Below are 17,769 nucleotides of genomic sequence, written 5' to 3' on the forward strand. Positions count from 1 at the left end.
GGCAGCGCCGGAATGACAAAGCGGCAGGCGATCTTCAGCCGATCCAGAGGTTTGCTAGCCGCCATCGCGGCGTTGCCGCTCGGAGGCTGCGTGTTCAGCAGATCTCCGGTGATCGACCCGAAGGGTCCGATCGCATTGGCCGAGCGCGATCTGCTGTTCACCGCGCTCGCGGTGATGCTGATCGTGGTCATCCCGGTCTTCCTCATGACCTTTCTGTTCGTCACCCGCTACCGCGCCTCCAACAAGAAGGCGCGTTACGCGCCCGACTGGTCCTTTTCTCCAGCCATCGAAACCGTCGTTTGGGTCGTGCCCGCCCTGATTGTGATCGCGCTCGGCGTGCTTCTGTGGAATGCCACGCACAAGCTCGATCCATACAGGACGCTTGCCGCCAAGGCCGAACCATTGGAGGTCCTGGTCATCGCCCAGGATTGGAAATGGCTGTTCATCTATCCCAGCCAGGGCGTGGCAGCGGTCAATGAATTGGTCTTCCCCAGTGGCAGACCGGTGAATCTCAGGATCACCTCCGACACTGTGATGAATTCCTTCTACGTGCCGGCGCTCGCCGGGCAGATCTACGCCATGGCGGGGATCCAGACACGGCTCAATTTCCTGGCCAATGCGCCGGGCACGTTCACGGGCCGCAACACGCAATACAGCGGCGACGGCTTCGCCGATCAGCATTTCTCCGTCATGGCCGAAACGCCGGCAGGTTTCGAGGCGTGGCTGCAGCGGGTCAGGCAATCACCCGGCCGCCTCGACGCGGCAGCGTACGAAAGCCTGGCGAAGCCTAGCATCGGTCATCCCGTTACCTACTATTCGGGCGTCCAGCCGGGCCTGTTCGAAAGCGTCATTGCAAAATACGCCGCGCATCCCGCTGCCGGCCATTCAGGCCACGAATAGGGCCGAGGGAGGTCGTTTAATGCTTGGCAAACTGACGATCGACGCGCTGCCCTTCTACAGCTGGGTGGCCATGGGCGGAGCGGCTGTCACAGTGCTGTGCGGGCTCCTCTTTCTGGGCGTCATAACCTGGCTCGGCGCATGGCGTTATGTCTGGAAGGAGTGGCTGACCAGCGTCGACCATAAACGCATCGGCGTTATGTATGTGATGCTGGCGCTTGCAATGTTGCTGCGCGGCTTCATCGACGCCCTCATGATGCGGGCGCAACAGGCCTTCGCGCTCAACTCCGATGGTTATCTGCCGCCCGACCACTTCGACCAGATCTTCTCTTCCCATGGCACGATCATGATCTTCTTCATGGCGATGCCGTTCATGACCGGTCTCGTCAATATCGTCGTGCCCCAGCAGATCGGTGCGCGCGACGTTGCCTTCCCGTTCCTCAATTCGGTAAGCTTCTGGCTAACTTCTGCCGGCGCCGGGCTGGTTATGATTTCGCTGGTGATCGGAACCTTCTCCACCGCTGGCTGGACCGGCTATCCCCCCTATTCGGGCATCGCCTACAGCCCGGATGTGGGCGTCGATTACTGGATCTGGGCGCTGCTGATCAGCGGCGTCGGATCGACGCTCACCGGCATCAACTTTGTCGTCACGATCCTGAAGCGCCGCGCTCCCGGCATGAAGCTGATGCGCATGCCGCTCTTCACATGGACGGCGCTGTGCTCCTCGATCCTGATGATCTTCGCCTTTCCTGCCCTCACGGTTGTCTGTTCGATGCTGGCGCTCGACCGCCTGCTCGGCATGCATTTCTTCACCAATGAGGCGGGCGGCAACATGATGAACTACATCAACCTGTTCTGGATCTGGGGACACCCGGAGGTGTATATCCTCATCCTGCCGGCTTTCGGCGTCTTCTCGGAGGTGGTGGCAACCTTCTCACGCAAGCGACTGTTCGGCTATCGCTCTCTCGTCTACGCGACTGCGGCCATCGCCCTCCTCTCCTTCACGGTGTGGCTGCACCACTTCTTCACCATGGGCTCCAGCGCCAGCGTCAACGCCTTCTTTGGCGTGGCCACCATGATTATCGCCGTGCCGACGGGGGTGAAGGTCTTCGACTGGCTCTTCACCATGTATCGCGGGCGCATCGAGTTCACCCCGCCGATGCTGTGGACCGTCGGCTTCATCGTGACCTTCGTCATTGGCGGCATGACCGGCGTGCTCCTGGCTCTGCCGCCGGCCGACTATCTGATGCACAACACGACCTTTCTGGTCGCCCATTTCCACAACATGCTCATACCCGGGGTCCTTTTCGGCTTCCTTGCGGGCTACATGTACTGGTTCCCCAAGGCCTTCGGCTTCACCCTCGACGAGCGTTGGGGCGCGCGCTCCTTCTGGTGCTGGCTCGTGGGCTTCTATCTCGCCTTCATGCCGCTCTACGCGTTGGGCTTCATGGGCATGCCGCGCCGCATGGAACACTACAACGCTCCCGAATGGCAGCCGCTCCTGATCGTCGCAGCACTTGGAGCCATGGTCATCCTCCTCGGCATCGTTTGCCTGATCGTGCAACTCATCGTCAGCATCCGACGGCGCCATGAGACGCGCGAGCTTACGGGAGACCCGTGGAACGGGCGCACGCTGGAATGGCTAACCTCGTCGCCGCCCGCGCCATATAATTTCGCCGTTCTGCCGCGGGCGGACGAGATCGACGCCTTCCATGAGATGAGGAAGCGCGGCGTGGCCTATAAGCGGCCCAAGCATTATGCCGATATTGAAATGCCCAAAAACACCGCGGTCGGTATCCTGCTGGGCGGCCTTGGTTTCGTGCTCGGCTTCGGCGTCGTCTGGCATATCTGGTGGCTGGCGCTTGCGTCGCTCCTTGGCGTGGCAGCCGCGCTCATCGCGCGTGCCTTCAACGACGACACTGAGTTCCGCATCTCTGCCGCCGAGGTCGAGGAGATCGAGAACGCGCGTTATGGTGCACTTGCCAGGGCGGTGCCCAAGAGCGTGGATCAACCTTCAACCGCCGCCGAACCGCTTCCAGGAAGCGCTGCATGACAGAAGCCGCCGCCGCAGCCAGCGACGCGCATTCCCATTCCACTCCGCGGGAAGAAAAGGCGTTTGGGTTCTGGCTCTATCTGATGAGCGACGCGATCATCTTCGCCTTGCTCTTCGCCACTTACGTGGTGATGGCCGGCAATGTTGCCGATGCACCGCCGCCGCACAGCCAATTCGACCTCACCCATGTTTTTGCCGAAACCATGATCCTGCTTGCGAGCAGCATTACCTTCGGCTTCGCCACGGTGGCGATCGGGACGGGCCGACGCCCGGCTGTTCAGCTATGGCTGCTCGTCACCTTCGCGCTTGGCCTCGGCTTCGTACTTATGGAATTGACCGAGTTTCGGAGCATGATCGCGGCGGGCGCGGGGCCGGACCAGAGCGGCGCACTCTCGGCCTTTTTCACCCTTGTCGGCACGCACGGCCTTCACGTGAGCATCGGCCTCGTTTGGATCCTTGTCATGATGGCCCAGGTGGCGCTGAAGGGGCTCTCGGTTCCGGTCGTTTCGCGCCTCGAGCGGCTGGGGCTGTTCTGGCACTTTCTGGACATCATCTGGATCGGCATCTTCTCCGTCGTCTACCTTCCGGGATTGATCGAATGAAACAGCAGGCAAGCACCGGCCGGTCTTTAACACAGTACCTGACGGGCTTCGTGCTGGCGCTGGTGCTAACGGCAATCCCCTTCGCGATCGTCGCCACGGGTGCCGCGCCCCGCGCGCAGAGCCTCGCCGTAGTTACCGTCGCGGCCGTTGTGCAGGTGTTCGTACATCTGTGGTATTTCCTGCACATGAATTTCTCGACTACGCCGCGTGAGAATATCCTGGCATTCGCTTTTGCGGCCATTCTCATCCTCATCATGCTGGGCGGCAGTTTTTGGATCATGTTCGACCTGCACAGCCGCATGAGGTAGACTGGAGCACCGCACAACGGCTCGATTGTTATCGCGCGGAGGACGACCTTCTGAGGGGCGGGCCAGCGGCTTGCTGGCCCTAATTATCTTCTGTTGTAAACAAACTCGGTCAAATATTACTGGCTAGAGGATGCCGCGATATTACCATATCGCGCGGAAGCCGGCTGTCCAGTTGAGCGAATAATTATCACCTAAGTTCTCAAGGCTGCCTTTGGCCAAAACCTCACCGTAAACCGCGTAGCTGTCGTCGGCCCAGTTGTATGATCCGCCAAAGCCGATGCCGCCCCAGAGCGGCTCGTTCTTGCTGGTGAATTTCTCCCCCGAAACCGCGACTGTCGAGCCGTTGAGAAATTCGTTATAGAGGCTGGCAATACCATAGACGTTGGCGCGGCTTTTTCGCCCTGTTCCGGTAATCCATGTATTTTCGTAGTCGGCGGAAAGACTGAGCCGGCCCAGCAGACTGTCACTGCGATCGAGCGATACGGCGGAACCAAAGGTATCTGTGAAGGCGTTGAAATCAACCGACGAATAGGCGAGCTGGACCTGAGGCGTGAGCGACCAGTTATCGCCAATCGCCATCCGTTTGCCTCCCTCGATGCTTACCGAGTAACCGAAGGCGGTGTTGTCTTGACCGAGTTCTCTGTTGGCCGTCGTGGAGTTGATGTCGCTGTTGAACCAACTCGCCCGGCCCTGACCGTCAATGTAGAAGCCACTCTCGCCGTACCAAGTCAGTGTGCCGGTGAAACCGTAACCGATGGTATTGATCGTGCCGTCGCCATGCACTGATGTAATATCGGCCGAGATCGATCCGGCGTGGAGGGAAAATCCCGCGACCAGCTTGCCGTTTCCGTCCTGATGCACCAGCCTGTCGGCACCGCCCTGAATCTTCCATGTGGATAGAGTGTAATCGGCACCTGCGGTGGTGATCTCCGGTGAAAAGGCTCCGTGCGCCGCCTCGATACGAGCCCAGTTGCCGCTAAGGTCAACGTCGTCGCTCTGTAACGCATCGCTCTGCGATAGGCCGTACCCGGCCGAAGCCTGCCCCCTTTCGTCTGCCCACGATCTGTTGCCTACGCGCTCTCGCAGCGTGCCCAAGCTGTTGAAGCTCTGCAGGGACTGCGGATAGACCTCGTAGAGGGGCACGCCCGGCTGGTACTGCGGGTTGGTGGGGTCGCCGGCCAAAGCCGAGCGCAAATACCAGTCACCGTCCGTCGGCGTGCTGATGCCGTTCTTGAACAGCCGGTAGGCGTAGGCGCCGGCGACCACGGCCTGCTCGCCCTTGTAGAGGTAATCTCCGACGAGGCTGAAGGTGCCTTCCGATGCCCCCTCTACGTCGACCACCTTGATGCCTTCCCTCGTTGGCGCTCCTCTGCCGCCGGCATTGACGACCTTGAGGTTGGTGGAACCGGAGGTGGCGCCGCCGACGACCAGCCTGTCGGTCTTCGAGGCATCTTCGCCTAAAGCCGTATTGAAACGGATGGTGCCGCCGCTGCCTTTGTAGTCACCCGTTATGCTCAACGTGGTGCCTGGCGCGCCGCCCATCACCACGTCGCCCGCATTATCGAGCCAAGCCACCGTCTGATCAAAGCCAGAAAGGTGGAGCGTTCCGGCCTGCAGAACCGTGTGGGCCGAGCCGGCGCTGAACATGTCGGCTGCTGCTGCCTTGAGCGTGCCAGCCTCAAGTATCGTGCCGCCAGTATAGTTGGCGTCCCCTGCCAACAGAAGGGTGCCTGCACCTGTCTTGAAGAGGTTGCCGGCTCCGGTGAGCGATCCGCCCAGGGTCAGACGAGTGCCCAAGTCCGTCGACAGCGCGCCACCACCCTCGAGCGTAAACGCACGGTCTGTGGCGATATCCGCCGTCGTGTTGAGAGTGCCGCCGTCGAGGATCACGCCGCCCGCCGCAGCGCCCAGATTGCCGTCGCTCGCAATCCTGAGCGTGCCGCCGGTGATCCTGGTGCCGCCATTATAGCTGTTGCTGCCGGTCAGCACGAGGATCCCCGCATCCTCCTTGACGAGTTCTGGGCTACCGGAGAGTTCGGATGCAATCGTCGCGGTCATTCCCTTACCGGCTGCTGTGCCGACTCCGACGCGAATGGTCGAGGTGGGCCCGACCAAAGTCAGCCTGTCGCCCTCGATGCGATAACCGTCGGTGGCAAACTGCATGCCGGCTGCGGAAACAGCGCCCAGGCTTTCGTCCACCACTACCTTGCCGGGCGTGCCCATGAAGGTGGCAAAGGCGCCATCCTCGAATGGTGCGTTGACCGCGCCAGCGGCATCGGTCCAGTTATCGTTGCCGGCGGAGTTCTGCCAAACTCCGTCGCCGCCATCAATCGCGCCGTCATCCTTCGGGCCGGCTGAGCCGTCCCAGAAGTTCAATTTCATGTCACCCGCATTGATGAGATTGACCTGATTTGCAACGGACAGCTGCAAGGAAACCCCGGCGGAAGGGAGGGTACCGAGCAAAAGACCGTTGTCAGTCAACGTGCCGCCGTAATTGATGACGCGGTAGACGCCAGGACTGAAGCTTCCGCCAGAGGAGGTGGCGACGTTGAGCGTGCCATCGAGCACGAGATCGCCGCTGATTTCGACAAGGTCGTTGAGCGGACCGCCGACGACGCCCGCCTGGCCAAAGTTGTAGTTGAGGATCGAGCCCTGCGCGAGCGCGAGATCACCCTTGACTGTCAGTGTGCCGGGGGCGCTGCCTAACTCACCCGGATCGAGCGCGCCACCATCGGCTATCGTCGCTCCCCCGCCGAGTATGCCTGTGCCGCCGAGCGTGGCTGCGGAATGCACGGTGGTGCGCCCCGTTGCCGCCGATTGATCGCCGTTGACGAACAGGCTTCCCGCCTCGACACTCGTTGCACCGGCATAGCTGTTGGCGCCGGTCAAGCTCGTGCTGCCTGAGCCGATCTGGCGCAGGCCGCCGCTGCCGGAGACGATGCCGGCGAAGATCGCATTGTTCGACCGGTTGAAAGCGAGCGTGCCGTTATTCACGACATCGCCGGAAAGGCTACCCGAGGCGCCGCCGGCGCCGATTTGCAGTGTACCCGACGCAATTGTCGTACCGCCGGTGTGTTGGCCAGCCCCGGTCAGCGCCAGCGTACCCGCGCCTAGCTTTGTCAACGAACCTCCGCCGGTGAGCTGCTGCGCGAGCATGAATGTATGCCCAGCGGCGGCGATGTCGATACTGCCACCTTTTTCTCCCCACACCAGGTTCCGCGGCGTATATGCCATTTCCGTACCCGTCACCCGCAGCGTCCCGCCGTTGAAGGTAAGCGTTCCCCCGGCCGCGCCGAGACTGCCGTCGCTGGAGACCGACAGCACCCCCTCGTCGAGTTCCCAGGGGGTGAGCTCGGGGGTCGTCCCAGTCAGTGTCCAGGTGCTCGCTCCCGTCTTTTTGAAGCTTTCGAACTGCTGAAACTGGCCAGCCGGATTCAATGCGCCGCCGATGCGGCCTGCGTCGAAGGTGGCGTCGGCTTCTCCGCCGAGCACCAGCATGTCGGCTCCGCGCGCCGAGACCAAGCCGGCAACATTCGATCCTGCACGCAGCTCGAGCGTGTTGGTGGTGTTCTCCGTGAATTCAATGGCAACGCCGCGCGTGCCCACGTCATTCGTGCCGGCGCTGATTGTTCCGCTGTTGATTATGGTGGCGTTTGAGGCCACGATACCTGTGCCGGCTTGGGCATTGGCGCCGCTATCACCCGCCTGAACCACGCCCATATTGACGAAACTGGCGTTCGTCAGAACGAGGCCAGTCCCTCCCCGACTACCCCCGCGATCACCGGCACCGCCGCCCGCCTGGCCATTCGCACCGACGATGCGGCCGCTGGCGCTATTGGTGAGCGAGCCGCCGACGAGCCGCACGCCTGTGCCACCTGCACCATGGCCGGACTCGGCACCGTTGATCCCACGACCGCCGGCCCCTCCTTGAATGGTACCATTGTTGACGTGGACGCCGCCGCCCAGAAATGCCGCACCGACGCCCCCATTGCCACCGAACTGCCTGTTGGAACCAGGATTTCTGATACTTCCGCCCTCACCGCCAAGGAGCGTGCCGTTGTTTACGGAGCTGCTGCTCTTCCGGAAAACCAGCCCTGCGCCACCTGTGCCAGCGCGCGTATCCACCGTATCGTCGTTTTCGCCGCCGACGTCGATATCTTCGCCTTTTCCGCCCCGCGCTTCGCCATTGTTAATGACAGTGACGCCGTCGTCCCATACGAAGATGCCGGGGCCCCCATAGAAGCCGGAAGCGCCAGTGCCGCTGATGATTGCGCCGCTGCCTCCTATGACCGTGCCGTTGTTTTCGATAGTGCCGTCCTTGTCCATGGCGACCGCGACACCGGCAATGCCGTCTCCACTTGAATAGCCACCGGGGGCGTTACCCGCCTGAACCGTGCCATCGATGATCAAGTGGCCGCTGGGAAAATATAGTGTGTACTGCTGCCCCCAAACGGTGCCGCTGTCGCCCCGCAGCACGAATTCGCCTGTGTCTATGGTTACGGGTTTAGTGAGCGACGGAAAAGAGATGGAGGTGGGTAAGGTTACGTCGGCGGTGAGCGTGATCCTTGCATCTGGATCACCGTCGGCGTTCGCATCGGCAATGGCTTGGCGAAGCTCGGTTTCATTGGAGACGAAATAACTGCCGCCCAGGGCCGGGAGCGGGAATATGCAGGCCGCCGCAACCGCTGCACAAGAGACACCGGATCGCAGACGCCGGATAGGCGCCAGACTTGGGGAGCGCGCAAGCATATGCAGCGTTGAATGAAACGCGGGACGATGAGCACTTGCCGGCACCGCTGTCTCGACGGCACCATGAGAATAGATCTCAGTCGAAATAGCATTTTTAGGATTTTTCAAGCTTTACCCCCACCTAAAATGAATTTAAAAGTGATACGGTGCGATCTATTTGCATGTTCTATTTTATGGCTTGAGGTATACCCTCCCGACTCCTGCAGCATCACTCATCATGACCTTTCCAAGACCGCTAGATGGCGACCTTTGCCATTTAAACGAGCTTACTCGGCCGCAGCGGCCGCGAGGCACTTTCTGCGACGACAGAACCTAGAAACATGGCCGAGCGTAGCGGCGGGCACGAATACGCGGTCGTGCCTGCCTGAGAAATCCGACGCAGGACCTTCAGCTTCCGGCGATTTGTCCGGTCATGAATATTGGATTACGAAGCTCACTTCGCGGCGCTGGACAATATGTGGCGCACGAATGTCGCGACAGGAATAGTTTTTTGAGAAAACATATATAACCCCGACAGCTGGCGACGGGGTAGCGGACGTGGCAGAAGGACACAAAGCCCATCGCCACAGCCACAGGAACACCCCGCCTGTGGACGTTTCTTCTTGCCGTGGCAGGTCTCCTGGCTCGCGGGTCTTCGCTTCAATCCGTCTTCCCAAGGCTTATCACCTCAGTGACACCGGTGGATTTCGGCTCGCCGTTTACAGTTGCGGGGGCAGCGCCGGCTTTGCAACATCGCGCACCGGCTTCCCTCTTAGCTCCGGAACGGCAAAACCGCCCCGGAGAACCACAGACATGCATTGAATATGCGCCAATCAATTGTCAGTCAAGAGGGCATAAACAGATAGTTCGCTCGTCAAGCTTGCTGATGGCTGATCACGGCCACTTGCGCACCAAGGCAGCACTCGCGCCCTTCTATAACCGACAGAGACGGAAGAAATTGAACACGTAAACATAATTCAATGGTAGAGTTTCAACTTCAGTCCGAGCGTATTTGCGCCACCATGTATGCAGGAATTTATGTCTCCTGACTTGTAACAAATAGGAACCAACATCGTTTCTGCTCGCGAACGGCCGCTCAGGTACGCCAGGCGCTTTCGCTCTTCTTCTCATAGTGGTCCAAGGCAGTTGCAAGGCCGGTTAGCACCTCCGCGGAAGTCTCGAAAATTGCCTTTAGCTGAGGCTCATCAACCTTCTCGATGTCCTCGCGAAGGAATTGCACCATTTCCTGCAGCCTAGCTTTCATTCTCCGGGTGTGGTGGCGGGGGTCATGTTCACCAGGTGTCATCTTCTTCTCCATTTTATAGCCACAGGCGGAATGATAGCGATGAACCCAAATATGGGGCAGCATTTCAGCATCCCTTTCCCAACTCACTCGCCCGGCTGCCAATCGCGGGCGTTCCTTAAGTAGCGGATCACATCTGAATCGGTCGTCTGATCGAAATTTTCGTAATGCAGGCCGACGGCATGGAAATCTGTAGGTGTACTGAGGCACACCACCTCATCTGCATCGTCGTGTAGGGAATCGAGCGTGTCACGCGGCGCGACCGGAACGGCGAGCACGATACGAGCAGCGCTTGACCTCCGCAAAGCCTTCAGCGCGACGCGAACGGTGCCTCCTGTTGCTATCCCGTCGTCCACCAGAATCACGGTGCGGCCGGTGACGGATGTGGGGCTGTGGTCGGCGAAATAGGATGCGCGCCGACGCTCGATTTCGGCAAGCTGCCGCTCCATTTCGGTTTGGACATAGTCCGACGAAGGCCTGATGATCTCCATCGCTTCATCGTTGAGTACGAGCTGAGGATCGCTTCCATCCACCACAGCCCCGATGCCCAGTTCAGAATGGCCGGGCGCACCGAGTTTTCGGACCATGAGGAGATCCAGCGGCGCAGAGAGAGCCTTAGCGATTTCGAAGGCAACGGGCACGCCACCCCGCGGCAGGGCTAGAATGACTGGCTTCTCCTCCTTCAGGTGGCCCAGCTCGGCCGCCAGCCGCTGCCCCGCCTCCTGACGATCCCTGAATTCAACTTTTCTCCCCAACATAGCGAGGACTCCAGTGCGATGTGCTAGGCGGTCATACGGCTCGCATATCCGACGGAAAGGCGATGCTGTCGAACTCGTCCGCCAGCCGGCGAAGCCCCGCACGCATGTTCGTGCCGGCCATGGCGCGTCCATGCCCGGTAACCAGCAGCTCGGGTTCAAGAGCCGCGAGCTTGCGCACGGAGGCCCAGGCATCCTGCCAATCCGGCGTGAAATAGCGGGGCGGTCCATGCATTGCCGGCGACTGGACAGCGATATCGTAGGCCGATTCCTGCCCAGTCGTGACCACAGCGTCTCCCGCTATAATGGTGGAATCTTCCTCGCGCCACAAGGAGACATGCCCCTGTGTGTGGCCCGGGGTGTGTATCCAGCACCACCCGGGCATGCCGGGGATGGTACCATCGTCCGGCAATGTCCTCAGATTCGCGCTTACATCTATCGGACTTGTGGGGAACAATGGCGAGAGAAGCGCCATCAATCCACCACCCACCCAAGGATCAGCGGATGGGTAGGAACGGCTGCCGTTGAGATAGGGATGCTCCAGAGGATGCGCATAGACAGGAATATCCCATTGGTGCAGCAGCGACTGGAGTGCGCCGACGTGATCAAAGTGGCCGTGAGTAAGAACAATCGCCGACGGCGGCTTGCCATCTCCAAACCGCGCTGCCGCTGATTCCTGGATGGCGCCGGCCGAGCCCGCCACTCCGGTATCAATCAGCACCCAATCCTTGCTGCTGGGCTCGCCGAAGAAGAGCACATTGACCATGGTCAGGCGCCGATAGGCAAGATCCGGTCGTATTTCCACCAGCCCTCCTGCCACCTCGGCACCTGCCTCGTCACTTCGTTCGAGCTGGATTTGAGTGGGCATGGCGGCTCCGTGGGGACCTATGTTGCGAACGGATAAGTGTCCGGCACGCCATGCGGCCTTTCGGCAGGCAGGGGCGTTACGGCGCTTGTATCCTCGAACCAGACGAAAGCATCGAACTGCTCCGGCAGGACTGCTTCGAAGTAATGGCTATAAAGCTCCGACTCCGGCCGATAGATAACGCCGATAGCGCGCTCCAGGCGAGGAGTTGAAAGCGCATTGCGCAGTTCCGTATTTGCCAGGCCGCGCAAATCCGTGAGAGAGCGCGCAACACCCGATCGCCGGAAGACATGCTCATAGGAGTCGGGGCGCGAGGGCACGACATTCATGACGCGCATGGCTCCACCCCAATCCTCGGCCGCCGCAACGGTGCCGCGATCGGTGCCAAACCCGATCAGCACCGCATCATCGCCAAAGGCAGTCCGGCAGAGCTCGCCGATATTGAATTCACCTTGCCAGCCCATTGCGGTCGCGGCTGCGTTTCCAATATGCGAGTTATGCGCCCAAACGACTGCTTTTGCCTCAGGGCCTCGCCGCGCCAGGAGCGCCTTGAGCGTGTCGAACATATGCCGGTCGCGCAAATTCCACGAATCGATCGAACCGAGATACATGATGCGGTAGTAGTGCTCGGCGGCCCGCACAATCCGTGCATTCTGGGATGCATCGAAAAAGTCCTCTCCGTCGCGGGCCAGATAGTCGAGGCGATGCGCCAGAAGCTCCCTCAATTGCTGCACCGCCTCTTCTTCGCAGGTATCGCGCCCGCCGCGCAGCATGGCGCGGCCGTATTGCGCCGGGTCATCCTGCCAAGGCGTGAGACAGCCGTAACGCCGGCGCGCCGCCTTCGCCGCCTCGGGATCGACCCGGTCGAGATAATCGACCACCGCCTGAATGGAAGTATTGAGCGAATAGACATCAAGGCCGCGCAGCTCTGCCCGCCGATCCGCAGGAAGATCCTTGTTGTAGGCGCGCAGCCACTCGACGAAATCGGCGAACTCCCGGTTTCGCCACATCCAACTTGGAAAGCGCGAAAATGTATCCTCGGCGTAACGCCCCGAAACGCGGTGTCGCACATACCGGTCGACGCGCGCCGCATCCGGCCAATCGGCTTCGATCGCGATAATATCGAACCCATGCCTCTCGATGAGGCGTTGCGTTATAGCAGCGCGGCCCCTGTAGAACTCGGAGGTGCCGTGGGTCGCCTCCCCAAGGAGCACCACACGCGCATTCGCGAACCGGTCGAACGCCTCACCGAACGCATCCCATTTTTCAGGCGGCGGCAAGGACCGGCATGCGCGACCGATCCAAACCGCAGCCTCTTCGGCATCGCGCGCCCGGTTTTGCTGAGTGACCGCAGCATCGATCATCCGCTGCCCCGTCAGACACCCACGCTTTCGGGCCAAAGTGCCTGGATGTCTTTCGGCAGGGCATCGCGAACCTTGGCCGACTGGCCGAGATCGACGTGATGAGCGATCACTTTGAAAACCGTGCGAGTTGCATCCCGCGAATCCACGGGACGGATCATCCTCAGCCCTTCTTGCACGCGCTCCAAGAAATCATCGAGCGACCGGGTAACGTCCGGCTGCTTTGAGGGCTCGTACTGGTCGTAATAAAGTCCGCGGACGACGAGCGGCAATTCGGCCGCAAGGTGGGCGGCAAGTTCCGCCGGCAGGCGATCGCGCAGGGCGCGCAGCACCGCACCGAGAATATGCCATGCAACCTGACGGTCGTCCCCATGCTCAGCCATAATCTCGTTGAGCCAAATATGCGTGGTCTGAATGCTCTTGTCCAAGACGTCGAGGCCGGTGGAGCTCATGGTCCAATCCTTCCTTGCTTTGGGTTCGGGCTTTCACCCCAGCTCAAGGCCCCAACCTGAAGAAAGGAAGTTTGTTCGCGGGAGCGAGCGAAAAAGCGCCCTCGAAAACTGCCCCCAATTTCCAAGGATAATTGGAACCAGCAAGCGTCAACACCGTTCGAGGATTTCGCCAAGAGAACACAGGAGAGCACAATGCCCGCCCAGAACCGGACGCTTGAGAATTTGATGCTGGAGACGCTGAAGGACATCTATCACGCTGAAAAGCAAGTGCTGAGGACGCTGCCGAAGATGACCAAGGCGGCGAAATCCGATGAACTGAAAAAGGCGCTGGAAAAGCATCGGCAGGAAACCGAGGGCCAGATCGAACGCCTCGAGAAGGTTTTCGAGGCGATGGATCGGGCGCCGCGCGGAAAGCCTTGCGAGGCGATGCAGGGACTCGTTGCCGAGGGGCAGGAGATCATGGAAGAGTTCTCCGACTCCGATGCCCTGGACGCAGGCCTGGTTTCAGCGAACCAATCGATCGAGCATTACGAGATTTCCCGCTATGGCACACTTCGCACTTGGGCACGACAGCTCGGGATGGAGGATGCAGCAAAACTCTTCGAGCAAAATCTGGAGGAGGAGAAGAGGACTGACGAACTCCTCACCAAGCTCGCCGAGTCGCAAGCCAACAAGAAAGCGGCGTGAAGAGCCGCAGGATTTACCCCCAGAAAGGCGGTCCTCCGGCCGCCTTTCTGGCGAAGACGCACCACTCGACATTCAATCTGCCATAGCAGTCGGCGCTTTCTCGGCGAATTTTGCGGAACGTTAGTTTGCGAGCGTAGTTGTGCACGGTCGGCTGGCCCGGACTGTCGTGTAGTCCGCAATACTGCCCAACCACCCATGCCCCCAAAACCGTAGAGGCGCCGCCGTGTTTCGTATCATACTATCAGTAATCATTGCTGTTCTTGGCCTTGTCATTGCCGCCGGCGGCGTTTGGCTCGCTGTTCTTGGCGGCTCCTGGTTCTACATCCTGCTTGGGCTTCTTCTCGTTCTTTCCGGCGCTTTGCTTTTGAGGCGCAGCGCAAGCGGGCTTCTTCTGTACGGCCTGACCATTCTTCTCACTCTTGCCTGGAGTGTTTGGGAAGTGGGCTTCGACTGGTGGGCTTTGGTTCCCCGCGGTGCTCTCATCCTAGTCCTGGGCGTTCTTTTGCTACTGCCGCCCATATTGCGGGCCATGCGCGTTCCAGAAGGCCGACGGGCGAGCTACGGGATGAACAGCGGCGTGCTTGCGGCCTCGATCTTCATCGCAGCCATCGTTGGCATCTATTCGATGTTTCAACAGCCGCACGATATCGATGGCGCATTCCCCGAGCAGCGGATTGCCGTGTCCCCGGCGCCGCAGCAAGGCGATGTGCCGCCTGGCGAATGGGCAGCCTATGGCCGCACCTCCTTTGGCCAGCGCTATTCACCACTGGACCAGATCACGCCTGAAAACGTGTCGCAGTTGGAAGTGGCATGGAGCTATCAGACGGGAGAGATGCGCGATGAAAACGATCCCGGCGAGACGACATATGAGGTGACGCCGCTGATGGTGAACAACACCCTCTATATCTGTACGCCCTTCAGCACGGTGATCGCGCTTGATCCTGTTACTGGCCAGGAAAAGTGGCGCTTCGACCCGCAACTGAGACAGCCGCCGACCGAGACAACGCAGCATATGACCTGCCGCGGCGTTTCGTATCACGAGGCAGCGCCGGGGGATCTTCCTGCGACCAGCCCCACGGCTCAGGCTGCACCGGAAACCGCGCCGACGGGCCAAGCCGGAGCACCGGATGAAACGGCGGAGATCGCGACGAGCGTGGATGAGATAACGACGCAGGCAGCACCTGTGCCGCAGAACATCGTTACCGGACAGGCAGAACCCGGCGCACTTAGCTTTGTTGTTACGCGCGAAGAGCCGCCTGCGCGCGTGACGCTCAGCCAGCAGTGCATGAAGCGGCTGTTCGTGCCCACGTCGGATGGGCGGCTGATCACGATAAGTGCCGATACGGGGGAGATCTGCCCCGGCTTCGGCGGCGACGGCACGATCAATCTCTGGGCGAATATGCCGAACGTTACGCCCGGCTCCTACTATTCCACCTCGCCTCCCCTGATTGCCGGCCGGCTTGTCATCATCGGCGGGGCCGTAAACGATAACGAAGCGATCACCTCGCCCTCCGGCGTAATCCGGGCCTTCGATCTCTACACCGGCGCACTTGTCTGGAATTTCGACAGCAAGAATCCCGAAGCGACGCAGCCGATCGCGCCAGACGGCGTATATTCCCAGAACGCACCAAATTCCTGGAGCGTGGCGAGCTACGACCCTAATCTCGGCCTCGCCTATTTTCCGATGGGCAACGAATCGCCGGACCAGTTCGGCGGAAATCGGGGTGAAAATACCGAACGCTACTCCTCCTCGGTTCTGGCGCTGCGGGCTGACACCGGCGAGGTGGCATGGGTGTTCCAGACAGTGCATCACGACATCTGGGACTATGACGTGCCCGCTCAGCCTGTCCTGATCGACCTCACGGTCGATGGACAGGCAGTGCCAGCGCTGGTGCAGGCCACAAAACAAGGCGACATCTTCGTGCTCAACCGGGCAACCGGCGAGCCCATTTTCCCTATCGAGGAGCGGCCAACGCCGCAGGGCGCGGTGGAGGGCGACCGGACAGCGCCCACCCAGCCGCATTCAGCCATTTCGTTCGGCCCGGCCCCCCTCAGAGAAGCCGATATGTGGGGCGCGACGCCGATCGATCAGCTCTATTGCCGGGTTCGTTTCCACCAGCTTCGCTACGAAGGCCGATACACGCCGCCTTCACTCCAAGGCACAATTGTGTATCCGGGCAATTTCGGCACGTTCAACTGGGGTTCTGTGGCTGTGGACCCCAACCGCGACATCATGTTTGCGATGCCCGTCTATCTTGCCTTCGAGGTGAAACAGGTTCCTCGGCAGAACGAGCTTTCCCGGGTTGTGACACAGGAGGGCGAGGCGATCTTCAACGAGAATTTCGGTGCACCTTACGCGGCGCAGATGGGGCCGTTTTATTCGCCCCTTCAGCTTCCCTGCCAAAGGCCGCCTTGGGGCTATATCGCAGCGGTGGACCTGACCACGGGCGAAACCGTTTACAAGCAAGTAAACGGCACAGTGCGGGATCTTTCGCCCATTCCCCTGCCGTTTGAAATGGGCGTGCCGGGAATTGGCGGGCCGATCGTTACCGCTGGCGGTGTAGCCTTTCTCTCGGGCACGCTCGACTATTATGTGCGCGGCTATGACCTGCGTACCGGCGAGGAGCTGTGGCGTGAGCGGCTGCCCGCCGGCGGCCAAGCCACGCCTTCCACCTATGTGGGCGAGGATGGCCGGCAATATCTGGTCGTGGTCGCCGGCGGCCACGGTTCCACCGGCACAAAGGCGGGCGATTCGATTATCGCTTATGCACTGCCGCAATAGCTCCGCATTAAGCCTGGAACAATGGCAGGCGCGGCAGGTTCACCCCTCGGAAGCACGGGAGATAACCATGGCCGAGGATGATGCAAAGAAGCATGTGAAGGTGGAGACGGACCTTACCGGAACGAGCCGCGCCGACATCGCCCATGAGCGCATGAACGCCGAACCGGAAGCTGACGACCTGAGCGACGCGGACGAGGTTTGGCAAAACGCAGAGCGCACCCCAGCGGAAAATGAGGCGCAGCAAGCGACCAGCGGCAGCGCCCGGCGCATTGCTGATGCCGGCGACATAGGCGAAGGGCAGGCTTCCCCCTACGGAACCGAGGCTCAGGCCGATGCGCTGGCGCGGCAGACGAACAGGACCGGAGAGTCACGCGAACCGGAAAAACCCAAGCGGGGCTAGATGTGCCTCATTTCCATGCTAACCAGCCGCGGTATCGGGGGTTTTGCGTGATAACTGACAAAATGCGTGCGGCAGTACTCTTAGGCATCCTTCTTTTCTGCGCGGCCTGTGCGGGCACTCCCCTCCAGAACAACAGCCTTGATGGAGTTCAAGACCTGGGCAGGCTTCGCGCTGAGGCGCTGTCGCTGGTCAACCAGGCGCGCAGACAAAGCGGCGTACCGCCGCTGCGCCTCGATCCAACACTTACCGCCGCGGCTCAAGCGCATGCGGAAGATATGGCGCGACGCGGCTTTTACGCGCATCGCTCGCCCGAGCGACAAGATATCGGCGACAGATATCAGGCAAATGGCGGCGGTCTGTGGTCCGTTATCGGCGAGAATATCTCGACCTGCCTGAATTGCGTGGCAGATCTAGGCAGAGTGAGAGAATTTCAGGCGGGATGGATGCGCAGCTCCGGCCACAGGCGGAATATCCTGGATCCCAGATTTGACCGGCTCGGCTTCGGAATTGCCCAGTCCGGCAGCAAGGTATACGCCGTGCAAACCTTTGTACGCCCACGCGCCTATTAAGCCTCCG

The 17,769-nt window shown here is 60.6% G+C and carries 14 protein-coding genes and 1 riboswitch; of the genes, 8 read left to right on the forward strand and 6 right to left on the reverse strand.

Features of this window, described 5'->3' with window-relative positions; translation table 11 throughout:
- Nucleotides 1-12 precede the first annotated feature (12 nt).
- From cyoA to cyoD, 4 genes are read left to right on the forward strand one after another with little or no spacing between them, the layout of a single operon-like run.
- Complete coding sequence (cyoA, locus tag GNP00_RS16070; RefSeq protein ID WP_049764852.1) at nucleotides 13-900, forward strand: ubiquinol oxidase subunit II; 888 nt, start codon at nucleotides 13-15, stop codon at nucleotides 898-900.
- 19 nt (nucleotides 901-919) lie between these two features.
- Entirely contained in the window at nucleotides 920-2,950 is a 2,031-nt protein-coding gene (cyoB, locus tag GNP00_RS16075; RefSeq protein WP_011582847.1) for a cytochrome o ubiquinol oxidase subunit I, read from the forward strand.
- Nucleotides 2,947-3,552, forward strand: coding sequence for a cytochrome o ubiquinol oxidase subunit III (gene cyoC / locus GNP00_RS16080; RefSeq protein ID WP_011582846.1), 606 nt, complete (start codon nucleotides 2,947-2,949; stop codon nucleotides 3,550-3,552). Before cyoB ends, cyoC begins: the two co-directional genes overlap by 4 nt.
- Entirely contained in the window at nucleotides 3,549-3,860 is a 312-nt protein-coding gene (gene cyoD / locus GNP00_RS16085) for a cytochrome o ubiquinol oxidase subunit IV (protein ID WP_011582845.1), read from the forward strand. The genes cyoC and cyoD overlap by 4 nt, the downstream gene beginning before the upstream one ends.
- Before the next feature lie 141 nt (nucleotides 3,861-4,001).
- On the opposite strand, the gene GNP00_RS23745 is transcribed toward cyoD, so the two are convergent.
- The 6 genes from GNP00_RS23745 to GNP00_RS16115 all read right to left on the reverse strand — a co-directional run bounded on the left by GNP00_RS23745 (nucleotide 4,002) and on the right by GNP00_RS16115 (nucleotide 13,324).
- Nucleotides 4,002-8,654: an autotransporter outer membrane beta-barrel domain-containing protein gene (locus GNP00_RS23745; RefSeq protein WP_157038126.1), complete on the reverse strand. Its 4,653-nt coding sequence runs from the start codon at nucleotides 8,652-8,654 to the stop codon at nucleotides 4,002-4,004.
- 547 nt (nucleotides 8,655-9,201) lie between these two features.
- Nucleotides 9,202-9,413: riboswitch (cobalamin riboswitch) on the reverse strand.
- A 271-nt stretch (nucleotides 9,414-9,684) separates the two neighbouring features.
- Entirely contained in the window at nucleotides 9,685-9,957 is a 273-nt protein-coding gene (locus GNP00_RS16095) for a hypothetical protein (RefSeq protein ID WP_011582843.1), read from the reverse strand.
- A 20-nt stretch (nucleotides 9,958-9,977) separates the two neighbouring features.
- Complete coding sequence (locus tag GNP00_RS16100; protein ID WP_011582842.1) at nucleotides 9,978-10,649, reverse strand: phosphoribosyltransferase; 672 nt, start codon at nucleotides 10,647-10,649, stop codon at nucleotides 9,978-9,980.
- 31 nt (nucleotides 10,650-10,680) lie between these two features.
- The gene (locus GNP00_RS16105; RefSeq protein ID WP_011582841.1) at nucleotides 10,681-11,514 is read right to left on the reverse strand and encodes an MBL fold metallo-hydrolase; all 834 of its coding nucleotides are present in this window, start codon (nucleotides 11,512-11,514) and stop codon (nucleotides 10,681-10,683) included.
- Nucleotides 11,515-11,531: 17 nt separating this feature from the next.
- On the reverse strand, nucleotides 11,532-12,875 hold the full coding sequence (locus GNP00_RS16110; RefSeq protein ID WP_011582840.1) for an erythromycin esterase family protein: 1,344 nt from the start codon (nucleotides 12,873-12,875) through the stop codon (nucleotides 11,532-11,534).
- Between the two features lie 11 nt (nucleotides 12,876-12,886).
- The gene (locus tag GNP00_RS16115; RefSeq protein ID WP_011582839.1) at nucleotides 12,887-13,324 is read right to left on the reverse strand and encodes a DUF2267 domain-containing protein; all 438 of its coding nucleotides are present in this window, start codon (nucleotides 13,322-13,324) and stop codon (nucleotides 12,887-12,889) included.
- Between the two features lie 192 nt (nucleotides 13,325-13,516).
- Here GNP00_RS16115 and GNP00_RS16120 point away from each other — a divergent pair, with 192 nt between their 5' ends.
- From GNP00_RS16120 to GNP00_RS16135, 4 genes are all read left to right on the forward strand, one after another.
- On the forward strand, nucleotides 13,517-14,011 hold the full coding sequence (locus tag GNP00_RS16120) for a YciE/YciF ferroxidase family protein (protein WP_011582838.1): 495 nt from the start codon (nucleotides 13,517-13,519) through the stop codon (nucleotides 14,009-14,011).
- A gap of 223 nt (nucleotides 14,012-14,234) precedes the next feature.
- Nucleotides 14,235-16,793, forward strand: a complete 2,559-nt coding sequence (locus GNP00_RS16125; RefSeq protein ID WP_011582837.1) for a PQQ-binding-like beta-propeller repeat protein — start codon at nucleotides 14,235-14,237, stop codon at nucleotides 16,791-16,793.
- A gap of 67 nt (nucleotides 16,794-16,860) precedes the next feature.
- Nucleotides 16,861-17,193: a hypothetical protein gene (locus GNP00_RS16130; protein WP_041544867.1), complete on the forward strand. Its 333-nt coding sequence runs from the start codon at nucleotides 16,861-16,863 to the stop codon at nucleotides 17,191-17,193.
- A gap of 47 nt (nucleotides 17,194-17,240) precedes the next feature.
- Nucleotides 17,241-17,762, forward strand: a complete 522-nt coding sequence (locus GNP00_RS16135) for a CAP domain-containing protein (protein ID WP_157038125.1) — start codon at nucleotides 17,241-17,243, stop codon at nucleotides 17,760-17,762.
- Nucleotides 17,763-17,769 lie beyond the last annotated feature (7 nt).

The organism is Chelativorans multitrophicus, from assembly GCF_011317445.1.
GTDB classification, from domain to species: domain Bacteria; phylum Pseudomonadota; class Alphaproteobacteria; order Rhizobiales; family Rhizobiaceae; genus Chelativorans; species Chelativorans multitrophicus.

What these genes read in the sequence shown, in the direction of transcription:
- cyoA (WP_049764852.1), top strand. Translation starts at nt 13, where the DNA reads ATGACAAAGCGGCAGGCGATCTTCAGCCGATCCAGAGGTTTGCTAGCC.
- cyoB (WP_011582847.1), top strand. Translation starts at nt 920, where the DNA reads ATGCTTGGCAAACTGACGATCGACGCGCTGCCCTTCTACAGCTGGGTG.
- cyoC (WP_011582846.1), top strand. Translation starts at nt 2,947, where the DNA reads ATGACAGAAGCCGCCGCCGCAGCCAGCGACGCGCATTCCCATTCCACT.
- cyoD (WP_011582845.1), top strand. Translation starts at nt 3,549, where the DNA reads ATGAAACAGCAGGCAAGCACCGGCCGGTCTTTAACACAGTACCTGACG.
- GNP00_RS16095 (WP_011582843.1), bottom strand. Translation starts at nt 9,957, where the DNA reads ATGCTGCCCCATATTTGGGTTCATCGCTATCATTCCGCCTGTGGCTAT.
- GNP00_RS16100 (WP_011582842.1), bottom strand. Translation starts at nt 10,649, where the DNA reads ATGTTGGGGAGAAAAGTTGAATTCAGGGATCGTCAGGAGGCGGGGCAG.
- GNP00_RS16105 (WP_011582841.1), bottom strand. Translation starts at nt 11,514, where the DNA reads ATGCCCACTCAAATCCAGCTCGAACGAAGTGACGAGGCAGGTGCCGAG.
- GNP00_RS16110 (WP_011582840.1), bottom strand. Translation starts at nt 12,875, where the DNA reads ATGATCGATGCTGCGGTCACTCAGCAAAACCGGGCGCGCGATGCCGAA.
- GNP00_RS16115 (WP_011582839.1), bottom strand. Translation starts at nt 13,324, where the DNA reads ATGAGCTCCACCGGCCTCGACGTCTTGGACAAGAGCATTCAGACCACG.
- GNP00_RS16120 (WP_011582838.1), top strand. Translation starts at nt 13,517, where the DNA reads ATGCCCGCCCAGAACCGGACGCTTGAGAATTTGATGCTGGAGACGCTG.
- GNP00_RS16130 (WP_041544867.1), top strand. Translation starts at nt 16,861, where the DNA reads ATGGCCGAGGATGATGCAAAGAAGCATGTGAAGGTGGAGACGGACCTT.